At 71.5% G+C, this 16499-nt stretch carries 16 protein-coding genes and 1 pseudogene; 11 read left to right on the forward strand and 6 right to left on the reverse strand.

The features are described 5' to 3' along the window. Together B124_RS26415 and B124_RS26420 are read left to right on the forward strand one after the other, a co-directional pair. On the forward strand, positions 1-243 hold a 243-nt coding region (locus tag B124_RS26415; protein WP_496505462.1), incomplete at its 5' end, for a transposase family protein. 159 nt (positions 244-402) lie between these two features. After that, positions 403-837 carry a hypothetical protein gene (locus B124_RS26420; protein ID WP_496505463.1) on the forward strand — a complete coding sequence of 145 codons (435 nt, stop codon included), beginning with the start codon at positions 403-405 and terminating at the stop codon, positions 835-837. 16 nt (positions 838-853) lie between these two features. On the opposite strand, the pseudogene B124_RS26425 reads toward B124_RS26420, so the two are convergent. Together B124_RS26425 and B124_RS26430 are read right to left on the reverse strand one after the other, a co-directional pair. Continuing rightward, positions 854-1012, reverse strand: a pseudogene (locus B124_RS26425) (IS481 family transposase); the annotation flags it as partial. After that, positions 1009-1824: a Rossmann-fold NAD(P)-binding domain-containing protein gene (locus B124_RS26430; RefSeq protein WP_496505464.1), complete on the reverse strand. Its 816-nt coding sequence runs from the start codon at positions 1822-1824 to the stop codon at positions 1009-1011. The pseudogene B124_RS26425 and the gene B124_RS26430, both read right to left, overlap by 4 nt. A gap of 85 nt (positions 1825-1909) precedes the next feature. Between B124_RS26430 and B124_RS26435 the strand changes: the two genes are divergently transcribed. After that, complete coding sequence (locus B124_RS26435) at positions 1910-2332, forward strand: winged helix-turn-helix transcriptional regulator (protein WP_496505465.1); 423 nt, start codon at positions 1910-1912, stop codon at positions 2330-2332. Positions 2333-2515: 183 nt separating this feature from the next. Here B124_RS26435 and B124_RS26440 read toward each other — a convergent pair whose 3' ends face one another. Both B124_RS26440 and B124_RS26445 read right to left on the reverse strand, forming a co-directional pair. Continuing rightward, positions 2516-2869 (reverse strand): hypothetical protein, encoded by a 354-nt coding sequence (locus tag B124_RS26440; RefSeq protein ID WP_496505466.1) that lies wholly within the window; start codon positions 2867-2869, stop codon positions 2516-2518. Next, positions 2869-3588: a DUF6232 family protein gene (locus B124_RS26445; RefSeq protein WP_496505467.1), complete on the reverse strand. Its 720-nt coding sequence runs from the start codon at positions 3586-3588 to the stop codon at positions 2869-2871. Before B124_RS26445 ends, B124_RS26440 begins: the two co-directional genes overlap by 1 nt. A 365-nt stretch (positions 3589-3953) precedes the next feature. Between B124_RS26445 and B124_RS26450 the strand changes: the two genes are divergently transcribed. Next, positions 3954-4961, forward strand: a complete 1008-nt coding sequence (locus tag B124_RS26450; RefSeq protein WP_496505468.1) for an AraC family transcriptional regulator — start codon at positions 3954-3956, stop codon at positions 4959-4961. Between the two features lie 364 nt (positions 4962-5325). Here the strand turns inward: B124_RS26450 and B124_RS26455 are convergent, their stop codons facing one another. Further along, on the reverse strand, positions 5326-5889 hold the full coding sequence (locus B124_RS26455; protein WP_496505469.1) for a GbsR/MarR family transcriptional regulator: 564 nt from the start codon (positions 5887-5889) through the stop codon (positions 5326-5328). A 93-nt stretch (positions 5890-5982) separates the two neighbouring features. On the opposite strand from B124_RS26455, the gene B124_RS26460 reads away from it, so the two are divergent. The 3 genes from B124_RS26460 to B124_RS26470 all read left to right on the forward strand — a co-directional run bounded on the left by B124_RS26460 (position 5983) and on the right by B124_RS26470 (position 9574). After that, positions 5983-6906 (forward strand): ABC transporter ATP-binding protein, encoded by a 924-nt coding sequence (locus tag B124_RS26460; RefSeq protein ID WP_496505470.1) that lies wholly within the window; start codon positions 5983-5985, stop codon positions 6904-6906. Next, positions 6906-8615: an ABC transporter permease gene (locus tag B124_RS26465; RefSeq protein ID WP_496505471.1), complete on the forward strand. Its 1710-nt coding sequence runs from the start codon at positions 6906-6908 to the stop codon at positions 8613-8615. The genes B124_RS26460 and B124_RS26465 overlap by 1 nt, the downstream gene beginning before the upstream one ends. A 227-nt stretch (positions 8616-8842) precedes the next feature. Beyond that, positions 8843-9574 carry a class I SAM-dependent methyltransferase gene (locus B124_RS26470; protein WP_496505472.1) on the forward strand — a complete coding sequence of 244 codons (732 nt, stop codon included), beginning with the start codon at positions 8843-8845 and terminating at the stop codon, positions 9572-9574. Between the two features lie 73 nt (positions 9575-9647). Here the strand turns inward: B124_RS26470 and B124_RS26475 are convergent, their stop codons facing one another. After that, the gene (locus B124_RS26475) at positions 9648-10862 is read right to left on the reverse strand and encodes a pyridoxal phosphate-dependent aminotransferase (RefSeq protein ID WP_496505473.1); all 1215 of its coding nucleotides are present in this window, start codon (positions 10860-10862) and stop codon (positions 9648-9650) included. A gap of 542 nt (positions 10863-11404) precedes the next feature. Between B124_RS26475 and B124_RS26480 the strand changes: the two genes are divergently transcribed. The 4 genes from B124_RS26480 (at position 11405) to B124_RS26495 (ending at position 16491) form a co-directional block, all read left to right on the forward strand. After that, complete coding sequence (locus B124_RS26480) at positions 11405-11923, forward strand: DUF2617 family protein (RefSeq protein WP_496505474.1); 519 nt, start codon at positions 11405-11407, stop codon at positions 11921-11923. Positions 11924-12037: 114 nt separating this feature from the next. Beyond that, positions 12038-13723, forward strand: a complete 1686-nt coding sequence (locus B124_RS26485; protein ID WP_496505475.1) for a polyamine aminopropyltransferase — start codon at positions 12038-12040, stop codon at positions 13721-13723. Positions 13724-13902: 179 nt separating this feature from the next. Beyond that, positions 13903-14862: an SRPBCC family protein gene (locus tag B124_RS26490; RefSeq protein ID WP_496505526.1), complete on the forward strand. Its 960-nt coding sequence runs from the start codon at positions 13903-13905 to the stop codon at positions 14860-14862. A gap of 870 nt (positions 14863-15732) precedes the next feature. After that, positions 15733-16491: an aldose epimerase family protein gene (locus tag B124_RS26495; protein ID WP_496505527.1), complete on the forward strand. Its 759-nt coding sequence runs from the start codon at positions 15733-15735 to the stop codon at positions 16489-16491. The last annotated feature ends 8 nt before the right edge of the window (positions 16492-16499 follow it).

A 16499-nucleotide genomic window follows, 5' to 3' on the forward strand; every position in this document is an offset into this window, starting at 1 on the left:
GGTGCCGGCATCGGCATCCACACCCCCACCTCCACCCATCCCGACCGGCCCAAGCCGCTATGTGCGGACAACCGCAGCCACGACCGACTGCTACGCGGTCTACGAGCCGTGGGCGAACGTGCCGCCGCCACCCTCAAGCAGCGCTGGCGCGCACTCCAGCACATCACGCTCAGCCCCAGCCGCATCGGCGTCATCGCCCAAGCCGCCCTCATCCTCAACAACACATGGAGCGAAACTCGCTGAGAAAACCTGACTGATGAAGGTCTTGCACATGAACGGTTCGCGGAACTAACTCGACTCTCCTTTTCCAGCCGCTCGCAGGATACTCAGGATTCGATCGTCGAGGCATTGATGCACACTCGGCGAACCTTCCTCGATGACGGCATGCTCTCATGCGGGTTGGTGGCATTGCCTGAGACCGAGGACGGTCCGGTACTCTGGCAAATCTGCAGCGGGGTTGTCGAAATTGGATCGATCGACACTGACTTCGATATAGGCTCCGCCTTCGCCTCCTTCTTAGGTGAACACCTCTCCGATAGCGGGGCGTATCTTGAGAGCTTCCCGACCGCGATCGGCACTGGCCTTGGGCTTATCAGTACACCCCAGGTCTTCAGGGACGGCAGCGTTTCCTTATTCCCGGAAACCGCGGTCACAACCGATGATGCGGGAACTCCCGAAGTGACACTTGGGTTGGCAGTAGCGCTTGCAGTGCCGCCCGGTGGTGGCCGAAGCTTGCTCGTCGTCGGCCAGTCTCTCGATGCCCAACAGGTGCGGGAACTCGCGTGTGTTGTAGCACTGATTGCCGGAAAATCGACCATCGAGGTCTACACACAATGAGTCTTTCTCGACGAAGGCCACCCTGGCGGTAGCGGTTGACCCGCTTCGATGCGCACGCTCGAGAGATACCCATCTCAGCGGCCACGTGGGCGATGGGACGGGGGCGGCAGGGTTCGACCAGGTGCCGACGACCTTCGAGGGACAGCGGCGCGTTGCGATGAGCATTCCGCGTCAGCGTGCGCCGGGACGCATCGTGGCCGCGGTGTCCGCCGCAACGGTTAGCGCGTCGGTCAGCGGTCGGTCGAGCAGTCCCACGAGGTCTGGGCTGGAGTTGCCGAGGAACCCATGGCGAACGCTGGTGGCGATCGAGGCGAGCATCGGCGGCTGGAACGGCAGCAGCGCGTCGTCCGCGAGGAGCCGGGCGCGGTACTCGCTCAGCCCGATTGCTCGGTGGGCGACGTCGAGACGTTCGGCGACGTCGCCGGCGGTGATCGGGTCGCCGACCAAGTCGTAGGTCTTGTCGATGTGCGCGGTCGGGTGGCTGGCAACGATGGCTGCGGCTGCGGCCAGGTCCGCCCGAGCCACCGCAGACAGAGCGCCGTCGCCGAAGGCCGATTCCAGGCCATCGGGGGTCCACGTCAGCAACGCCCCGAAGAGCTCGGCGTAGAGCCCGTTGCGCAAGAGCGTCCACCCGAGCCCGCTGCCCTTGACCAGGTCCTCAGTGGCACGGTGGGCGAGCGCGAACCCGAGGTGATTCCCGGTGCCGGTCAGACTGGTGTAGATCACGTGCGCGACGCTGTCGCGGACCGCAGCGTCGAGCAGGGCCCGGTGCCGAGCGATGACCCGGTCGTCCTCGGCATAGCCGGCCGAGACCAGGACCAGCGTCGAGACACCAGTGAGGTCCAGGCTGGTGGGGTCGTCGAAGTCCAGGTGACGCTGCCCGTCGACGGGGGTTCGGCTTCCACCCAGGGCAGGCACCTTCCGGTCGGCCAGAACCTGGAGCGTGAGGGAGGCGAGCTGTCCGTTCGCACCGGTCACCATGATCATTTCGGTTCGATCTCCTACCGTGGTTCTCTTCAGTAACTACGGCGATCCTGAACCGGCCGCAATCGGCCCACAAGGAGGCAGTCTCATGTCAGTGACGCACACCGATGTAACCGCTGGGCCCGCGGAGCTGGAACCGTGCGGACAGCCGGACCATCCCGACTGCGGTATCCGCGATGTTCTCGACCGCGTGGGCGACAAGTGGTCGGTCCTTGTGATCGTCGAGCTTGCGAACGGGGCGCGGCGCTTCCGGCAGCTTCAGCGTGCCATCGATAGAATCTCCCAGCGGATGCTGACGTTGACCGTGCGCCGGCTGGAACGCGACGGCCTCGTACTTCGGACCGTCTACCCAACCGTGCCCGCCCAGGTCCACTACCGACTCACCGACACCGGCGCAAGCCTGACCCACCTCGTCAAAGCACTGGCCGACTGGTCACTCGAGCACCGAGACACCATCGCCCATGCCCGCCAGGCTTACGATGCGCAGCATCCCGACAACGAAATCCGATGACCGCAGGCGTCAACAACATCATGGCCCGCAACATCTAGTCTTCTGAGGCGTCAATTCGCGTGAAGTATGCGGCGAGGGTTTCGAGTATGGCGTCCGGCGGAGTTTGCGGCGGGTCAGGTCGGCGAACCAGCGCTCGGCCTCGGGCTAACCCATGCCGAGCGCGAACCAGCGCTCGGCCTCGGGCTAACCCATGCCGAGCAATCCCAGGATGCTGTTGACCGCCTCGATCACCGGGACACCGAGTGTGCCAGCAGTGGCGGCGATGCCTGCGACGGTGAGGAGAGCGTTCTGGCGCTCCTGCGGTTCTACCGCCCCGTCAGGGCGTAGCGCCAGGAGGTTCCCGTCGAGCGCCTGGGCGGTGGCCGGTGGGAGTTGAGCGCGCAGCTCTTGGGCCAGTGTGAGGAGGGTATCGAGTTGCTGGCGCAACTCCGGGGGGAGTTGTCCCTGCGGGGCTACGTTTGTCTGCTTCCCGATGTTATTGCTACCGCCGTACACGTTGACGTTGTCGCCGTAGTGGTTCTGCGCTCCGCCGCTCATTAACTGGCCTTTCCTACATTGCCGGTGCCGCCGTACATGTTGACGTTGTCGCCGAAGTGGTAGTGCTTTGGGCTGATCGAGATGGTCTCGACCCGTACCTCGAACTCCGCATGCGGGTTCTCGATCGAGGCGGCGATCTGGTACGCCAGTTGCCGTAGCTGTTCCCGGTCTTTGCTGGTCACCACGGCGGTTGAGGGACCGTTGGTCTCTGCGGCGAGGACAAACTGCGGGGCGGATCCCACCACCTGAAGCATGTCCATGAGCGCATAGACTGCTGAGACGGCCGCGACGACGAACAGCAGAGTGATCAGCGCGCCGGGAACACCGTCCGAGCCCTCGCTGTACGGTGTGTCCGACTCCGTTGCCACCTTGTCGAGCACCCAGAGCAACATCGTTGCCCCACCGATGATCAACATCCGCTTGAGAAAGCGCGTAACGGCCTTCATGCGGTTCGGATAGATGGTGAGCGTGTAGATCCGGGCGAGGTTCTGGAGAGGGTAGTACGCCTCACCGACCCACAAGATTCGGTTACTGACACGTAGATTGACCCCGTTGGTGGCCTGGCCGGACGCGGACGGCGTCGCGCCGGCGTGCAGGCCGGGGGCCGACTTGGGCGGGCCGTGGGGCCGTTGTGGCAGGGCGTGTGGTTCGCTGCCCGGCATCGGGGTGCCGCGTGGTGTTTCCCACGGCCGCTGTCCCGACCCGTCGGGTGTAGTCACTCACGCCCCCTCGGCCACACTGTCGAATCGGGTAGTTGCGTTTCTCGTCGAGGGTTGCGCAGTTCCTCTCTGTCCGCGACGAGGAGTTGCGCCAGGGGCAGGCTCTCGGCCGCCGAGTTCCGGGGGCCCGCTCCGGGCCGTGACCGGCCCGGTTCTCACGCCCTGCACGCCGATCACGGACTGGTCGTCGCGGTATGTCATCTTCGGCGTCTGGTCGCCGTTCATTGTGATCCCCCTGGGTTTGCCGGGCGGAGGTGCGCTCGCTCCGGACGCGCGGCCTGCACCGAAGGTATGCACGGGACGGCTGGCCGATTCTCCACCGCGCGCAACGGCCTTTCTCCGCAATGCGAAACCGGGCCGCACCGATGGGTGCTTCACTGAACTTCGCCGACTGTGGAGGCGAGCAGGTGGACAAGCAGCACCTCCCACGTATCGAACACGCAGACGCCCTCCAGCGCACCGTTTCCGGGCTCCTCCTGCCCTTGCACGTGACGGCTTACGGAGACAGCCCCTTCCGGGCCGCCGTTGAATCAGCAGACGGCGGGCAGGTGCGCGCCGGACGGGTGCGCTGCACCCCACACGTCGTACAGCGAAAGCGGGGCTGCTCGACCGACCCGGACCTGTTCAAGGTCACCCTGCACCGCGGCGGCACGGCTCGGGTGATCCAGGACGAGGAACCCGAGCGGAAGGTGCGCGCGGGAGAGGTGCTGGTCCTGGACACCACCCGGCCGTACACGCTGGTCCTGCCGAACAAGTGCGACGTCGTCGTCATCGGCCTGCCCCACGGGCTCCTCGGCGCGAACGCACGGACGCTGTCCCGCCGCAGCGGCATAAGCGTGCCGACGAACTCGGGAATCGGCGCCGTGTGCCACGCCGCCCTGTCGGAGGTCGGCAACGTACTGGAAGCACTCGGCTCCCCGTACTCCGCGGGCTCCATGACCGACACGCTGACGACCCTTCTGCTCGGGACGCTGCTCGACGTACCGAACGAGGAGATCGACCAGCCCGCCAACGACTTCCTCGACCGGATCATGGCCTACACGAGCGCGAACCTCCGCGACCCACACCTCAGCATTCAGGGCGTCGCATACCAGCACCGCATCACTGAGCGCCGCGTGCAGCAGTTGTTCCAGGGACGAGGGCTGACCTTCAGAGACTGGGTGCGCCGCGAGCGGCTGTTCCGGATCCAGCGAGACCTCAGCAATCCCGCCATGCGGAACCGCACGGTCACCGCCGTCGCCGAGCTCTGGGGGTGGACCGACACCAAGCACCTGGCCCGGGCCCTGCGCCAGGAGTTCGGGTGCACACCGCGCGACTTGCAGCAGTTCGCAGCGGAGGCCGCCCGTCGGCAAGCTGCCCCGCGCGTCGACTGATGCCGGTGGCCCTCTCGGGGCCGTTGGGTGCGTGTCGTTGAGCAAAACTCGGGCCGCGTGGGCGATTTATGCGCTTTTGATTCACGGGTTACCCAGAGTTCGCCCTCGTGGCGTGCACCTGGGGCCGTCGAGCGGTCGCCAGCCCGGTCTCGGCGGGCTGGCGGGTGCGCGCGGCGGGGCGAAAGTCGGCCCGGGCGGGCGAGGGACGGTTCGGAGGCGTTCGAGGGCGGTGCCGCCTTCGCGGGATTGGCTGTACGGGGTGGGGGCGCGGCCGTTCCGGGTGGGGGCGGGGCCGGGGCCGGGCCAGGGCTGGGCGGTGGTCGGGGGTGGGCGGTGGTCGGGGCTGGGCGGGGGTGGGCGGGGGCTACTCCCCCGTCGCTCTCGCGTCGTCGCGGCGTTTGACGAAGTCCCACCAGCGTTGTTCCAGGCGGCCGTTCTCCTCCCGTAGGAACGTGAAGAACTCCGCCGTTTCCTCGACCCGCCGGCCCGCCGGGGTGCCCGCACCCAGGAGGCTGATGCCCGAGTCCAGGGTCTGCGCGAAGCGGCTGATCGCGTGTTCCCGCTGGGCGAAGATCTGGTACCAGCGGTCGCTTTCGATGCGGTAGCGCTCGCGCCGCGAGCCCGGTTCGCGTTCGCGGGTGATGAGGCCGACCGACGCGAGGTAGCGCACCGCGCCCGAGACCGCGGCCGGGCTCACGTGGAGGCGCTCGCCCACCCCCGCGGCGGTCAGGGCGCCCGCGTCGTCCGCCAGGATGCATGCGAAGACCCGGGACGACATGCGCTGCATGCCCATCTCCGTAAGTTCGGCGGCGACCCGCTCCACGAATCTCGACACGGCCTCTTCGTCGCGGGGCGCGCGCTCTATGCCCTGCGCGCCCTCGCCGCGCTCTTCGCGCCCACCGCGCTCATCGCGCTGCTGATCTGCCACGTTTCTACGTTCTCCCCGTCCAGCCCCGTCAGGTTCGACCCTAACGCTTCCTTAACTTCACAAATTTGTGAAGGTTCGTGTAGCTTACATGCTATGACCAAGGCAATCACCGTCACCGGCCTGACCAAGACATTCGGCCGGACCCGGGCGCTCGACGGGCTCGACCTCGACGTGGAGACGGGCGAGGTGCACGGCTTCCTCGGCCCCAACGGCGCCGGCAAGTCCACCACCATCCGCGTGCTGCTCGGCCTGCTGCGCGCCGATACGGGCACCGCCCAGGTGCTCGGCGGCGACCCGTGGGCCGACGCAGTCACCCTCCACCGCCGGCTGGCCTACGTGCCGGGGGACGTCGAGCTGTGGCCCAACCTCACCGGCGGTGAGGCCATCGACCTGCTCGCCCGGCTCCGCGGCGGCATCGACAAGCAGCGTCGTGACGACCTCATCGAGCGCTTCGACCTCGACCCGACCAAGAAGGGCCGGAGCTACTCCAAGGGGAACCGGCAGAAGGTGGCCATCGTCGCCGCCCTCGCCTCCGACGCCGAGCTGCTCCTGCTGGACGAGCCCACCGCGGGCCTCGACCCGCTCATGGAGGTCATCTTCCAGGACGTCATCATCCGGGCGAAGGCCGAGGGCAAGACCGTCCTGCTGTCCAGCCACATCCTCGCGCAGGTGGAGAAGCTGGCGGACCGGGTGAGCATCATCCGGCTGGGGAAGATCGTGCAGTCCGGCACGCTCAGCGAGATGCGCCATCTGACCCGTACGACCATCGAGGCCGAGACTGAGCGGCCCGCCACCGGCCTGGACGACCTGCCGGGCGTCCACCAGCTCCGTACCGACGACGGCCGGGTGCACTTCGCCGTCGACGGCGAGCACCTGGACGGCGCCGTGCGCCGCCTCGGCGAGTTCGGCATCCGCAGCCTGGTGAGCCATCCCCCCACACTCGAGGAACTGATGCTCCGCCACTACGGCGACGAGCTGGAGAACAACGGCCACCACGCGGAGGCGGGAGCAGTCTGATGTCTGCCACCCCCTCCGCCACGAACGACACGGACGGCACGGGCGCCACCGGCGCCGCCAGTGCGACGAAGTCCCGACCCCCCGCAATCACGCGCCCCTCCGAGAGCACCAGCGCGCTGGCCGGCACCGGGACGCTGATCCGCTTCGCGCTGCGCCGGGACCGCGTGCGGCTGCCCGTGTGGGTGCTCGCGCTGCTCCTCGGGACCGTCTCCAGCGTCAGCAGCTTCGACACGTCGTACAACACGCCCAAGAAGCGGGCCGACGTCGCCGAGACCATGGACAGCCCCGCCGGCCTCGCCATGACCGGCCCGGAGCACTACCTCGACGACTACAACATCGGCTCGATGACGGGCCACCAGATGCTCGGCTTCATGGCCGTGCTCGTCGGCATCATGAGCGTGCTCATCATCTCCCGGCACACCAGGGCCGAAGAGGAGACCAACCGCGCCGAACTCGTCCGCTCCGGCGTCGTCGGCCGGCACTCCTACCTCGCCGCCGCGCTCACCGTCGCCGCCATCGCCAACCTGGTGCTCGGGCTGCTGATCGCCGCCGGCATGTCCGGCATGGGCGTCGACGGCGTCGACGGCCAGGGCGCGCTGCTCTACGGCCTCGCGCACACGGCCATCGGCCTGCTGTTCGCCGCCGTCGCCGCGATCACCGTGCAGATCACCGCGTACGCCCGCGGCGCGTCCGGCATGGCGATGGCCGTCATCGGCGCGGCGTACGCGCTGCGCGCCGCCGGCGACGTCGGCAACGACTTCCTGTCGTGGCTCTCCCCGATCGGCTGGGTCCAGCGCACGTACGTCTTCGTCGACGACCGCTGGTGGCCGCTGCTGCTCGTGCTCGTCGCGGCGGTGGCGTGCGCGGCGGTCGGCTTCGTCCTCAGCACCCGCCGCGACGTCGGCGCGGGCCTGAAGGCCGCCCGCCTGGGCAGCCCCACCGGCTCCGAAGCCCTGACCACCCCGCTGGGCTTCGCGCTGCGGCTGCACCGCGGGCTGCTGCTCGGCTTCGGCGCGGGCGCGCTGGTGCTCGGCGTGATGTACGGGTCGATCCTCGGCGACGTCGAGGAGATGATCGAGGGCGTCACCGAGCTGGAAGAGCAGTTGGCCAAGATCGGCGGCAGCAGCATGGCGGAGTCCTTCGCCTCCGTGGTGATGGTCGTCGTCGCCGTCGTCTGCTCGATCTACGTCGTGATGGCCGCCCTGCGCCCGCGCTCCGAGGAGTCCGCGGGCCGCGCCGAGCCGCTGCTCGCCACCGGGCTGTCCCGCAGCCGCTGGGTGCTCAGCCACGTGATCATCGGCGCGGCCGGCGGCACGGTGCTGCTGCTGTTCGCCGGCATCGGCTTCGGCGCCTCGGGCGCCGCGTCCACCGGCGACGGGGAGCTGTTCCTCAAGATCGTCGGCTCGGCCCTGGCCTACTCCCCCGCCCTGTGGGTCGCCATGGGCGTGGCGGTCGCCCTCTTCGGCTGGGTGCCGCGGGCCGTGACGTTCGCCTGGGTGGTCCCGGTCTACGGCTTCGTCGTCAACTACCTCGGCGAGATCCTCAAGTTCCCGGACGTCCTGACCGACCTGTCCCCCTTCGGCCACGTGCCGCAGCTCCCGGCCAAGGACGTCTCGTGGCCGCCGCTGCTGGTGCTGACGGCGATCGCGGTGGGGCTGGTCTGGCTGGGCCTCGTGGGCTTCCGTCGGCGGGATCTGGAGACGAAGTAGCCGTCCGCGAGCAGGGGCGGGTGCCCCGCCGGCAGGCGGGACACCCGCCCCTGACGCGTGCGCGGTACGGGCGCGGGGGCCCCGTGGCCGTACGGCGCAGGGGGCTTGGGGCCGTACGGCGCAGGGGGCTTGGGGCCGTACCGCGCGCGAAGCCCGTGCCCGTACGGTCCGCGCCCCCGCGGTTATTCGCTCGCGCCGCCCCGCCCCCGCTGCTTGAATCCCCCACCGTGACCGGACTCAACGATCCCGCGTTCTTTGACCGTTACGCCCACGAGTACGACCACGGCGACCCCTACGACCCCACCCCCAGCGTCGACTTCCTCGCCGGCCTCGTCCCCGTGGGCGCACGCACGCTGGAACTCGCCGTCGGCACCGGCCGCGTGGCGCTGCCGCTGGCCGCGCGCGGCTACGCCGTCGAGGGTGTGGACGGCTCGACGGCCATGGTCGAGCAGATGCGCGCGAAGCCCGGCGGCGCCGACATCCCGGTGACCATCGGCGACATGGCCGACGTGCCGGTGGACGGACCGTTCCACCTCGCGTACCTGGTCTTCAACACCCTGTTCAACCTGCCCGACCAGGACCGGCAGGTCGACTGCTTCCGCAACGTCGCCGCGGTCCTCCAGCCCGGCGGGCTGTTCGTCGTCGAGTGCTTCATCCAGGACCTCAAGGAGTTCGACCGCGACCAGCGGGTCGCCACCCGCGCCCTGACCAAGGACGCGGTGAAGATGGAGTTCCTGCTCCACGACCCGGTCGCGCAGGCGGTCACGTACCAGCGCGTGGCATTCGACGCGCACGGGACCACGCTGAACCCGCTGCGGCTGCGCTACTGCTGGCCGAGCGAGCTGGACCTGATGGCGCGGCTCGCGGGGATGCGGCTGCGGGAGCGCTACGCCGGGTGGGACCGGCGGCCGTTCGACGCGGCGAGCCGCTCGCACGTGTCGGTGTACGAGAAGGTGTGATCACGCGGGCGGGAGCAGGAAGTTCCCGCCCGTACGGCCCGCCGGGCAGTCGCGTACCCCGCGGCCTCCCGGCTTACGCCGAACGGCCCTCCTTCAGCCGCCGTACGGCCTCCGCCAGCACCTCGTCCTTCTTGCAGAACGCGAACCGCACGATGCTGCGCCCGGCGTCCGGATCGTCGTAGAACACCTGGGTCGGCACCGCGACGACCCCGCAGCGCTCGGGCAGCGACATGCAGTACGCGACGCCGTCCGTCTCGCCGAGCGGGGTGATGTCGGCGGTGATGAAGTACGTGCCGGAGGGGCGGAAGACGCGCAGGCCGGCCTCCGTCAGCCCGGCGGCGAGGAGGTCGCGTTTGCGCAGCAGGCCGGCGCGGAGGCCGGTGACGTAGGAGTCGGGGAGCGCCAGGGCCTCGGCGACGGCGTACTGGAAGGGGCCGGAGCTGACGTAGGTCAGGTACTGCTTGGCGGTGCGTACGGCGGCGACCAGCGGCGCGGGGGCGGTGACCCAGCCGACCTTCCAGCCGGTGAAGGAGTAGCTCTTGCCGGCCGACGAGATCGACACCGTGCGCTCGCGCATGCCGGGGAGGGTGGCGAGGGGGATGTGCTCGCCGTCGAAGACGAGGTGTTCGTAGACCTCGTCCGTGACGACGAGGAGGTCGTGCTCGACGGCGAGGGCGGCGACGGCCTCCAGTTCGGTGCGGTCGAGGACGGTGCCGGTGGGGTTGTGGGGGGAGTTGAGGAGGATGAGGCGGGTGGCGGGGGTGACGGCGGCGCGCAGCTCGTCGAGGTCCAGCCGGTACGCGGGGCCGGCGCCGGGGGTGTCAGGGCCGCCGGTGCCTGGGCTGCCCGTGTCGGGGCGCAGGGTGACCGGGACGCGGCGGGCGCCGGCCATGGCGATGCCGGCGGCGTACGAGTCGTAGTACGGCTCCAGGGCGATCACCTCGTCGCCCGGCTCCAGCAGCGCCAGCAGCGCCGCCGCGATCGCCTCGGTGGCCCCGGCGGTCACCAGCACCTCCGACTCGGGGTCCCACTCCAGCCCGTACCACCGCCGCTGGTGCTCGGCGACGGCCCGGCGCAGCTCGGGGATCCCGGGTCCTGGCGGGTACTGGTTGCCGCGGCCCTCCCGCAGGGCCCGTACGGCGGCCTCCCGGACCCCCTCGGGGCCGTCGGTGTCGGGAAAGCCCTGGCCGAGGTTGATCGACCCCGTGCGCACGGCGAGGGCGGACATCTCGGCGAAGATCGTGGTCACGAAGGGGGTCAGGCGGCTGCTGAGCGGTGGGCGTCCCATGGGGACATGCTTGCACGACGGAGGGTTGAGACGGCCTTGTGCCGGGCACATCCGGAGGTACAGCGGACCTCCGCGGGGGCGGGGGAGATTAGGAGGGTCCGATGGGATTCGTCATTCTCGGTGTTGCCGCGATCGCAGCGATCGCGGCCCTGTTCATCGTGGCCTTAACGCCCGGCAGGCAGCGCGGCATTGTGACCGGAGTGAACTCCGGGGGCCCTGATACGGGGTATGGCGGCACCTTCGGCTCGGGCGGCAGCGACTCCGGGTGGGGCGGGGACTCAGGCGGGAGTGGCGGAGGTGACGGAGGCGGCGGCGGGTGTTAGTTGTCAGGAAGTGAACAACTGACCAGTCGCGCGCCCGCGCGACGGAAACCCGGTGAAGAAGGGTAAAAACGCTGTCGGCGGGCCGCACTTCGTGATTCCGTATTTCCCGGGCGCGTTTTCCTTTCTGCCGGCGCGAGCTTCCTGGCCGCGCCCGCACCCGTGATCCCGCCACCAGGCGGGCGGCCCGATGTCTTTTCACCCTGCCTGCGGAGCCGACCCATGCTCACCACTCTCAAGACCTCGTACACGGATACCCGGGCCCAAGACCTGGCATGGCGGCTCGGGATGGACCCCATGCCCGCCCTCGCGGTGCTCGATCTGCGCCTCGGCTCCGCCGACGTGCAGCTCAGATTGCTCGGGGCCTCGCACCAAGTGCTGCTCAGGGAGGGCGACTCGGCCTGTTCTGAGACCGTCGCCTGCCTGCCCGGCACCAGCACACCGCTCCCTCTCGGCGTGGCCAAGCAGGTCGCCGGCTGGGAGTACGAGTTCGCCGCCCGGGTCGAGACGCTGCCCCGGGGCGCCTTCGAGTCCCGCGCCCAGGAGCTGCTGGCGCTGGTCACCGACCACCCGCGCGGGCTCGCGGGCACGTTCCCCGGCAGCCCGCACGCGTTCACCGCGCTGCTGGTGCACCGCCAGGGTGACGTCGTCGGATGGCGCACCTGGCACTCGTATCCACAGGAAGGACGCCTGGTGGCGACCCGGACGACGATGGCTGCGCGGGTCACGGAGCCGGTCTAGGACGGACGTCGGGCGCCGCCGGTGCCGTGCGCAGGTCAATTCGCCTGCCTCCAGGGCATATTGCACACGTGTGGGTGACAAAGGGCGGCACCGGCACAAAAGTATCGTTCCTCCGTGATTGAACCGTACGAGCAGATGACGCGCGCTCCCGGCCGCGCCCCCGCGCTGCCGGGCGCGCCGCCACCCGCCCTCCCGGTGCCCCCGGCCACCGGGCGTTTCCTCGTGCTCGCCACGGTCTTCGTCTGCGCCGCCTGCGGGTTGGTGTACGAGCTGGAGCTGGTCGCCCTCGGCTCGTACCTGATCGGCGACTCCGTCACGCAGGCGTCCGTCGTGCTGTCCGTCATGGTCTTCGCGATGGGCATCGGGTCGCTGCTGGCCAAGCGGCTGCGGATCCGCGCGGCCGGCGCGTTCTGCACGGTGGAGGCGGTGCTCGCGCTGCTCGGCGGGCTCTCGGCGATGGCGCTCCACGCGTGCTTCGCGTGGTTCGGGGAGCCGCGGTCCATGCTGGTGGCGTACGCGCTGGCGATCGGCGTGCTGATCGGCGCCGAGGTGCCGCTGCTGATGACGCTGATCCAGCGCGTCCGGCGGCAGGACCCGGGCGGCGCGGTGGCCGACCTGTTCGCCGCGGACTACGTGGGGGCGCTGGCCGGCGGGCTGGCCTTCCCGTTCGTCCTGCTGCCCTGGCTCGGGCAGCTCTCCAGCGCGCTCATCACGGGGGCGGTCAACGCCACGGCCGGGTGTGCGCTCGTGCTGTATCTCTTCCGGCGCGACCTGAGCCGGCGCACGCGCTGGGCGCTGTTCGCGGGGAACGCCACCGTCCTCGCGCTGCTCGCGCTGGCCGCACTCCTGTCCGCCCCCTTCGAACGCGCGGCCAGAAACGCGGTCTACGGCTCGGAGGTGCGCGTCGCACAGCAGACCGACGTTCAGGAGATCGTGCTGACCGGAGGCGAGGGCGGCCCCGTGGCGCTGTACCTCGACGGGCAGTTGCGCGTCGACTCCCGGAACGAGCGCCGCTACCACGAGGCACTGATGCGGCCCGCGCTGGCCGCGCCGGACTCGCGGCGCCGGGTCCTCGTCCTCGGCGGCGGCGACGGGCTGGCGGCCCGCGAGGCGCTGCGGCACGCGGACGTCGCGGAGGTGACGGTCGTCGAGGTGGACTCGGCGCTGAGCCGGCTGGCGGCCGAGGACCCGCGGCTGACCCGGCTCAACGAGCACGCGTACGGGGACCCGCGGCTGCGGGTGGTGCACGCGGAGGCGTTTGACTGGCTGCGGTGGTCGGCGCCGCGGGGGCGGTATGACGTGATCGTGTCGGATCTGCCGGGGCCGCGGAACACGGGGAGCACGAAGCTGTATTCGCAGGAGTTCTACGGGTTGGCGGGGCGGGCGCTGGCGGACGGGGGGCGGTTGGTGGTGCACGCGGCGTCGTGGGCGGGGCGGGGGCCGGAGGCCAAACCGGGATCGGGGGCGGAGTCGGGAGCGGGGCCGTCGGGAGCGGGGCCGTCGGGAGCGGGGCCGTCGGGAGCGGGGCCGGAGTCGGGAGCGGAGCCGGCGGAGCAGCCGGGGCCCGGGTCCGGGGAGGAGGCGCACAGCCTGTGGACGGTGGCGGCGACCGTGCGGGCCGCGGGGCTGGCCCCGTCGGCGTACGCGTCGGGTCACCGCGACCGCCGCTGGGGCTTCGTGCTCGCCGCCCACCGCCCCTTCGCCCCGGCGCTGCCCCCCGGTGCCGGCCCTCTGACGCCGCCGCCGGGGGCGGCGGACCTCGCGCCGTCAACGCTGCTGCACCCGGGATATCCGAGGTGAGCACGGGGCGGCCCGCGGTCCCGCGCGGGGCTCACCGCCCCGCCCCGCGGGGACTTTCCGCTGGTCGGGGTGGGTACGGCGGGTCGCGGGGGCGGTGGAGTGACCCGTTCCCCCACCCGCCGCAGAACCCTGTGCTGGGCAGGTTCCCCGTGGGTAGGCTCCGCTCCATGGAGCGAGAGGTGTACGTATCGCAGCCCGCTGAAACCGTTCGCCGCGCCCTGTCCGACGCCGAGCGGGTCGCCCGCAGCGTCCCCGGGCTGACGCTCGACGCCGGCGGGGCGGAGGAGCAGGACACGGGCACGCTGCGCGGCCGGCTGCGGTTGCGCGTCGCCGGCTCCAGCATCACGTACCGCGGCACGCTGCGGCTGACGCCGGGGGACGGCGCCGTCTCCGTCGAGGCCGAGGGCGAGGAGTCGCGCGGCAGCGGGGCGGTGACGGCGTCGCTGACCCTCACGCCGCTGGAGGCGGACGAGGCGACGACGGAGCTGGTGTGCAGGGGCACGGTGTCGAGTACGGGGCGGCTGGCGGCCGTCGAGTCGGCGCAGGCGGAGGCGGTGGGCGTACGGCTGCTGGAGCGCTTCGCGGAGAACCTGGCGGCGGGCCTGGAGGCGCACCCGCTGGCGGCGGGAGCCGAGGACGCGGCGGAGGCCGAGGGGGCGGACGCGGCTGAGGCCGCTGAGCCGCCCGGTCCTCCGGACGACGCGGTGCAGCCGGCCGACAGCCCCGATGTCGGGCTCGGCGACGACAACGAACGCGCCATCCCCGGCATCCCGGCGCCCGAGCAGGGCGACGAGACGCCGCCGCCCGGCACCGGCAAGGTCTTCGACGCCGAAGTGCCGCCGCCGTCGCTCGACCCGCTCTCCGACGACGCACTCGACGCCCTCGCCGACGAGGAGGAGGACGCGGACGAGCCGCCCGACGACCTGCTGGAGGAGCCGGAGGCCGCGCACGCCCGGCGCACGATGATCGGCCGCAGCGCGGAGGAGGTCGACCACGCCCCGCCGCGCGGCCGGTACGCCCCGGCACCGGCCGCCGACGCGCCCGTATCCACGGCGGGCCTGCGCTGGCTGGCACCGGCCGCGGCCCTGGCGGTGGCCACGGCGGTCATCCTCGGCCGCGCCCTGCGCCGCCGCCACTGACCGGCTCCGCCGGGGGCCGGAGGACAACGGCCCCCGGGCCCCGGGGCCAGCCCCCGGAGGCAGGCACGTCCCGGCACATGCAGGCGCCCGCCCCGCACCGTTGCCACTGACCGGCTCCGCCGGGGGCCAGGGGGCAACGGGCCCGAGGCCCCGGGCCAGCCCCCGGACGCGGGCACGTCCCGGCACACAGGCGCCCGCCCCACACCGTTGCCGCCGTCCGGCTCCACCGGGGCCGCGGACAAGGCCCCGGGCCCCCGAGCACGGGCGTGTTGCCACGCATGCGGGCCCGCCCGCCCCACGCCGCCGGACGGCTCCGCCGGGGCCGGCGGACAACGGCCCCCTGAGCCCGGGAGCCCGGGTCCGAGCACCGGTACCTTCCCGGTCTCCGCCCCGGACCAGCGGTCCCCGGGGCAGGACCCCGGATCTCCCGCCCCGAAGAGCCAGCGCGTTCCTGCCCGTACATGCGTGCCCGCGGATCACCGCCGGGCTCGCCCCGAGGCCCACTCACACGCGCATCACCACAGCGCGCCGGACGCGGTGCCCGTCGGCCGCCGCCGTGCGGACGCTCGCCAAGCGGCGCGGCTGCCCGCTTCCCGCACGGACCGCCTCCGACTCCCCACGCGCCTGCAACCGTCCCCCTCCGACGAGCCCTTTCCACCGCCCCGCACGTCGGCGGCCACCCGCTCCCCCCACCCCCGCTGCCCACGCACCGACGCCCGCGCCCACCGCCGCCGGCGCCCGCGCCCCCAAGGCCCGCCCCGCCGCCAGGCGGCCCCGTACACCCCGCCGCCCGCCGCCAGGCGCACCGCACCCCTCGTCTAGGCTCGACCCGTGCCCACACGTCTCACCGCCGGTGACGCCGAGTTGACGATGGATCCCCGCAACGGCTGCCGGGTCGCGAGCCTCCGCGTGGCCGGTGCCGAGCTGCTGCGGGGCGGCGACCGCTACGGCTGCTTCCCCATGGTCCCCTTCTGCGGCCGGCTGGCGCTCGGCGAGTTCCGCAACGGCGGCGTCAAGCACCGCCTCCCCGCCGACGCCCCGCCGCACGCCATCCACGGCACCGGCCGCAACACCGCCTGGCGGACCGTGCGCGCCGCCGACGCCGCCGCCGCGTTCTCGTACGACCTCGCCGACCCCTGGCCGTACCCGGGGCGCGTGACCCAGGTGGTCGAGCTGGAGCCGGACAAGGTGACGCTCACGCTCGCCGTGGAGACCGTCGGCGACTCCTTCCCCGCGCAGGCCGGCTGGCACCCCTGGTTCGTCCGGCATCTGGCCGGGGACCAGGGCGAGGACACCGGCGTACGCATCGACTTCACCGCCGCCTGGCAGGAACAGCGCGGCGAGGACCACCTCCCCACCGGCAAGCGCATCGAGCCGCAGCGCGGCCCGTGGGACGACTGCTTCGGCATGCCCGACGGCGTCGGCGTGACGCTCACCTGGCCCGGCCGGCTGGAGCTGACCGTCACCAGCCGCGCGGAGTGGGTCGTCGTCTACGACGAGCAGCCCGAAGCCGTCTGCGTGGAGCCGCAGTCCGGCCCGCCCAACGGGCTGAACACCCATCCCCGCCTCGTCACCCCCATCGAGCCGCTGGAGGTCTCGACGACCTGGGCGTGGCGCACGCTCGGTTAGGCTCACCG

It is taken from the genome of Streptomyces sp. CNP082, from assembly GCF_059570535.1.

Coding starts and splice junctions, on each gene's coding strand:
- B124_RS26495 (WP_496505527.1), top strand. CDS start 15,733: ATGGATCCCCGCAACGGCTGCCGGGTCGCGAGCCTCCGCGTGGCCGGT.
- B124_RS26480 (WP_496505474.1), top strand. CDS start 11,405: ATGCTCACCACTCTCAAGACCTCGTACACGGATACCCGGGCCCAAGAC.
- B124_RS26450 (WP_496505468.1), top strand. CDS start 3,954: ATGGGTGCTTCACTGAACTTCGCCGACTGTGGAGGCGAGCAGGTGGAC.
- B124_RS26465 (WP_496505471.1), top strand. CDS start 6,906: ATGTCTGCCACCCCCTCCGCCACGAACGACACGGACGGCACGGGCGCC.
- B124_RS26435 (WP_496505465.1), top strand. CDS start 1,910: ATGTCAGTGACGCACACCGATGTAACCGCTGGGCCCGCGGAGCTGGAA.
- B124_RS26440 (WP_496505466.1), bottom strand. CDS start 2,869: ATGAGCGGCGGAGCGCAGAACCACTACGGCGACAACGTCAACGTGTAC.
- B124_RS26475 (WP_496505473.1), bottom strand. CDS start 10,862: ATGGGACGCCCACCGCTCAGCAGCCGCCTGACCCCCTTCGTGACCACG.
- B124_RS26460 (WP_496505470.1), top strand. CDS start 5,983: ATGACCAAGGCAATCACCGTCACCGGCCTGACCAAGACATTCGGCCGG.
- B124_RS26430 (WP_496505464.1), bottom strand. CDS start 1,824: ATGATCATGGTGACCGGTGCGAACGGACAGCTCGCCTCCCTCACGCTC.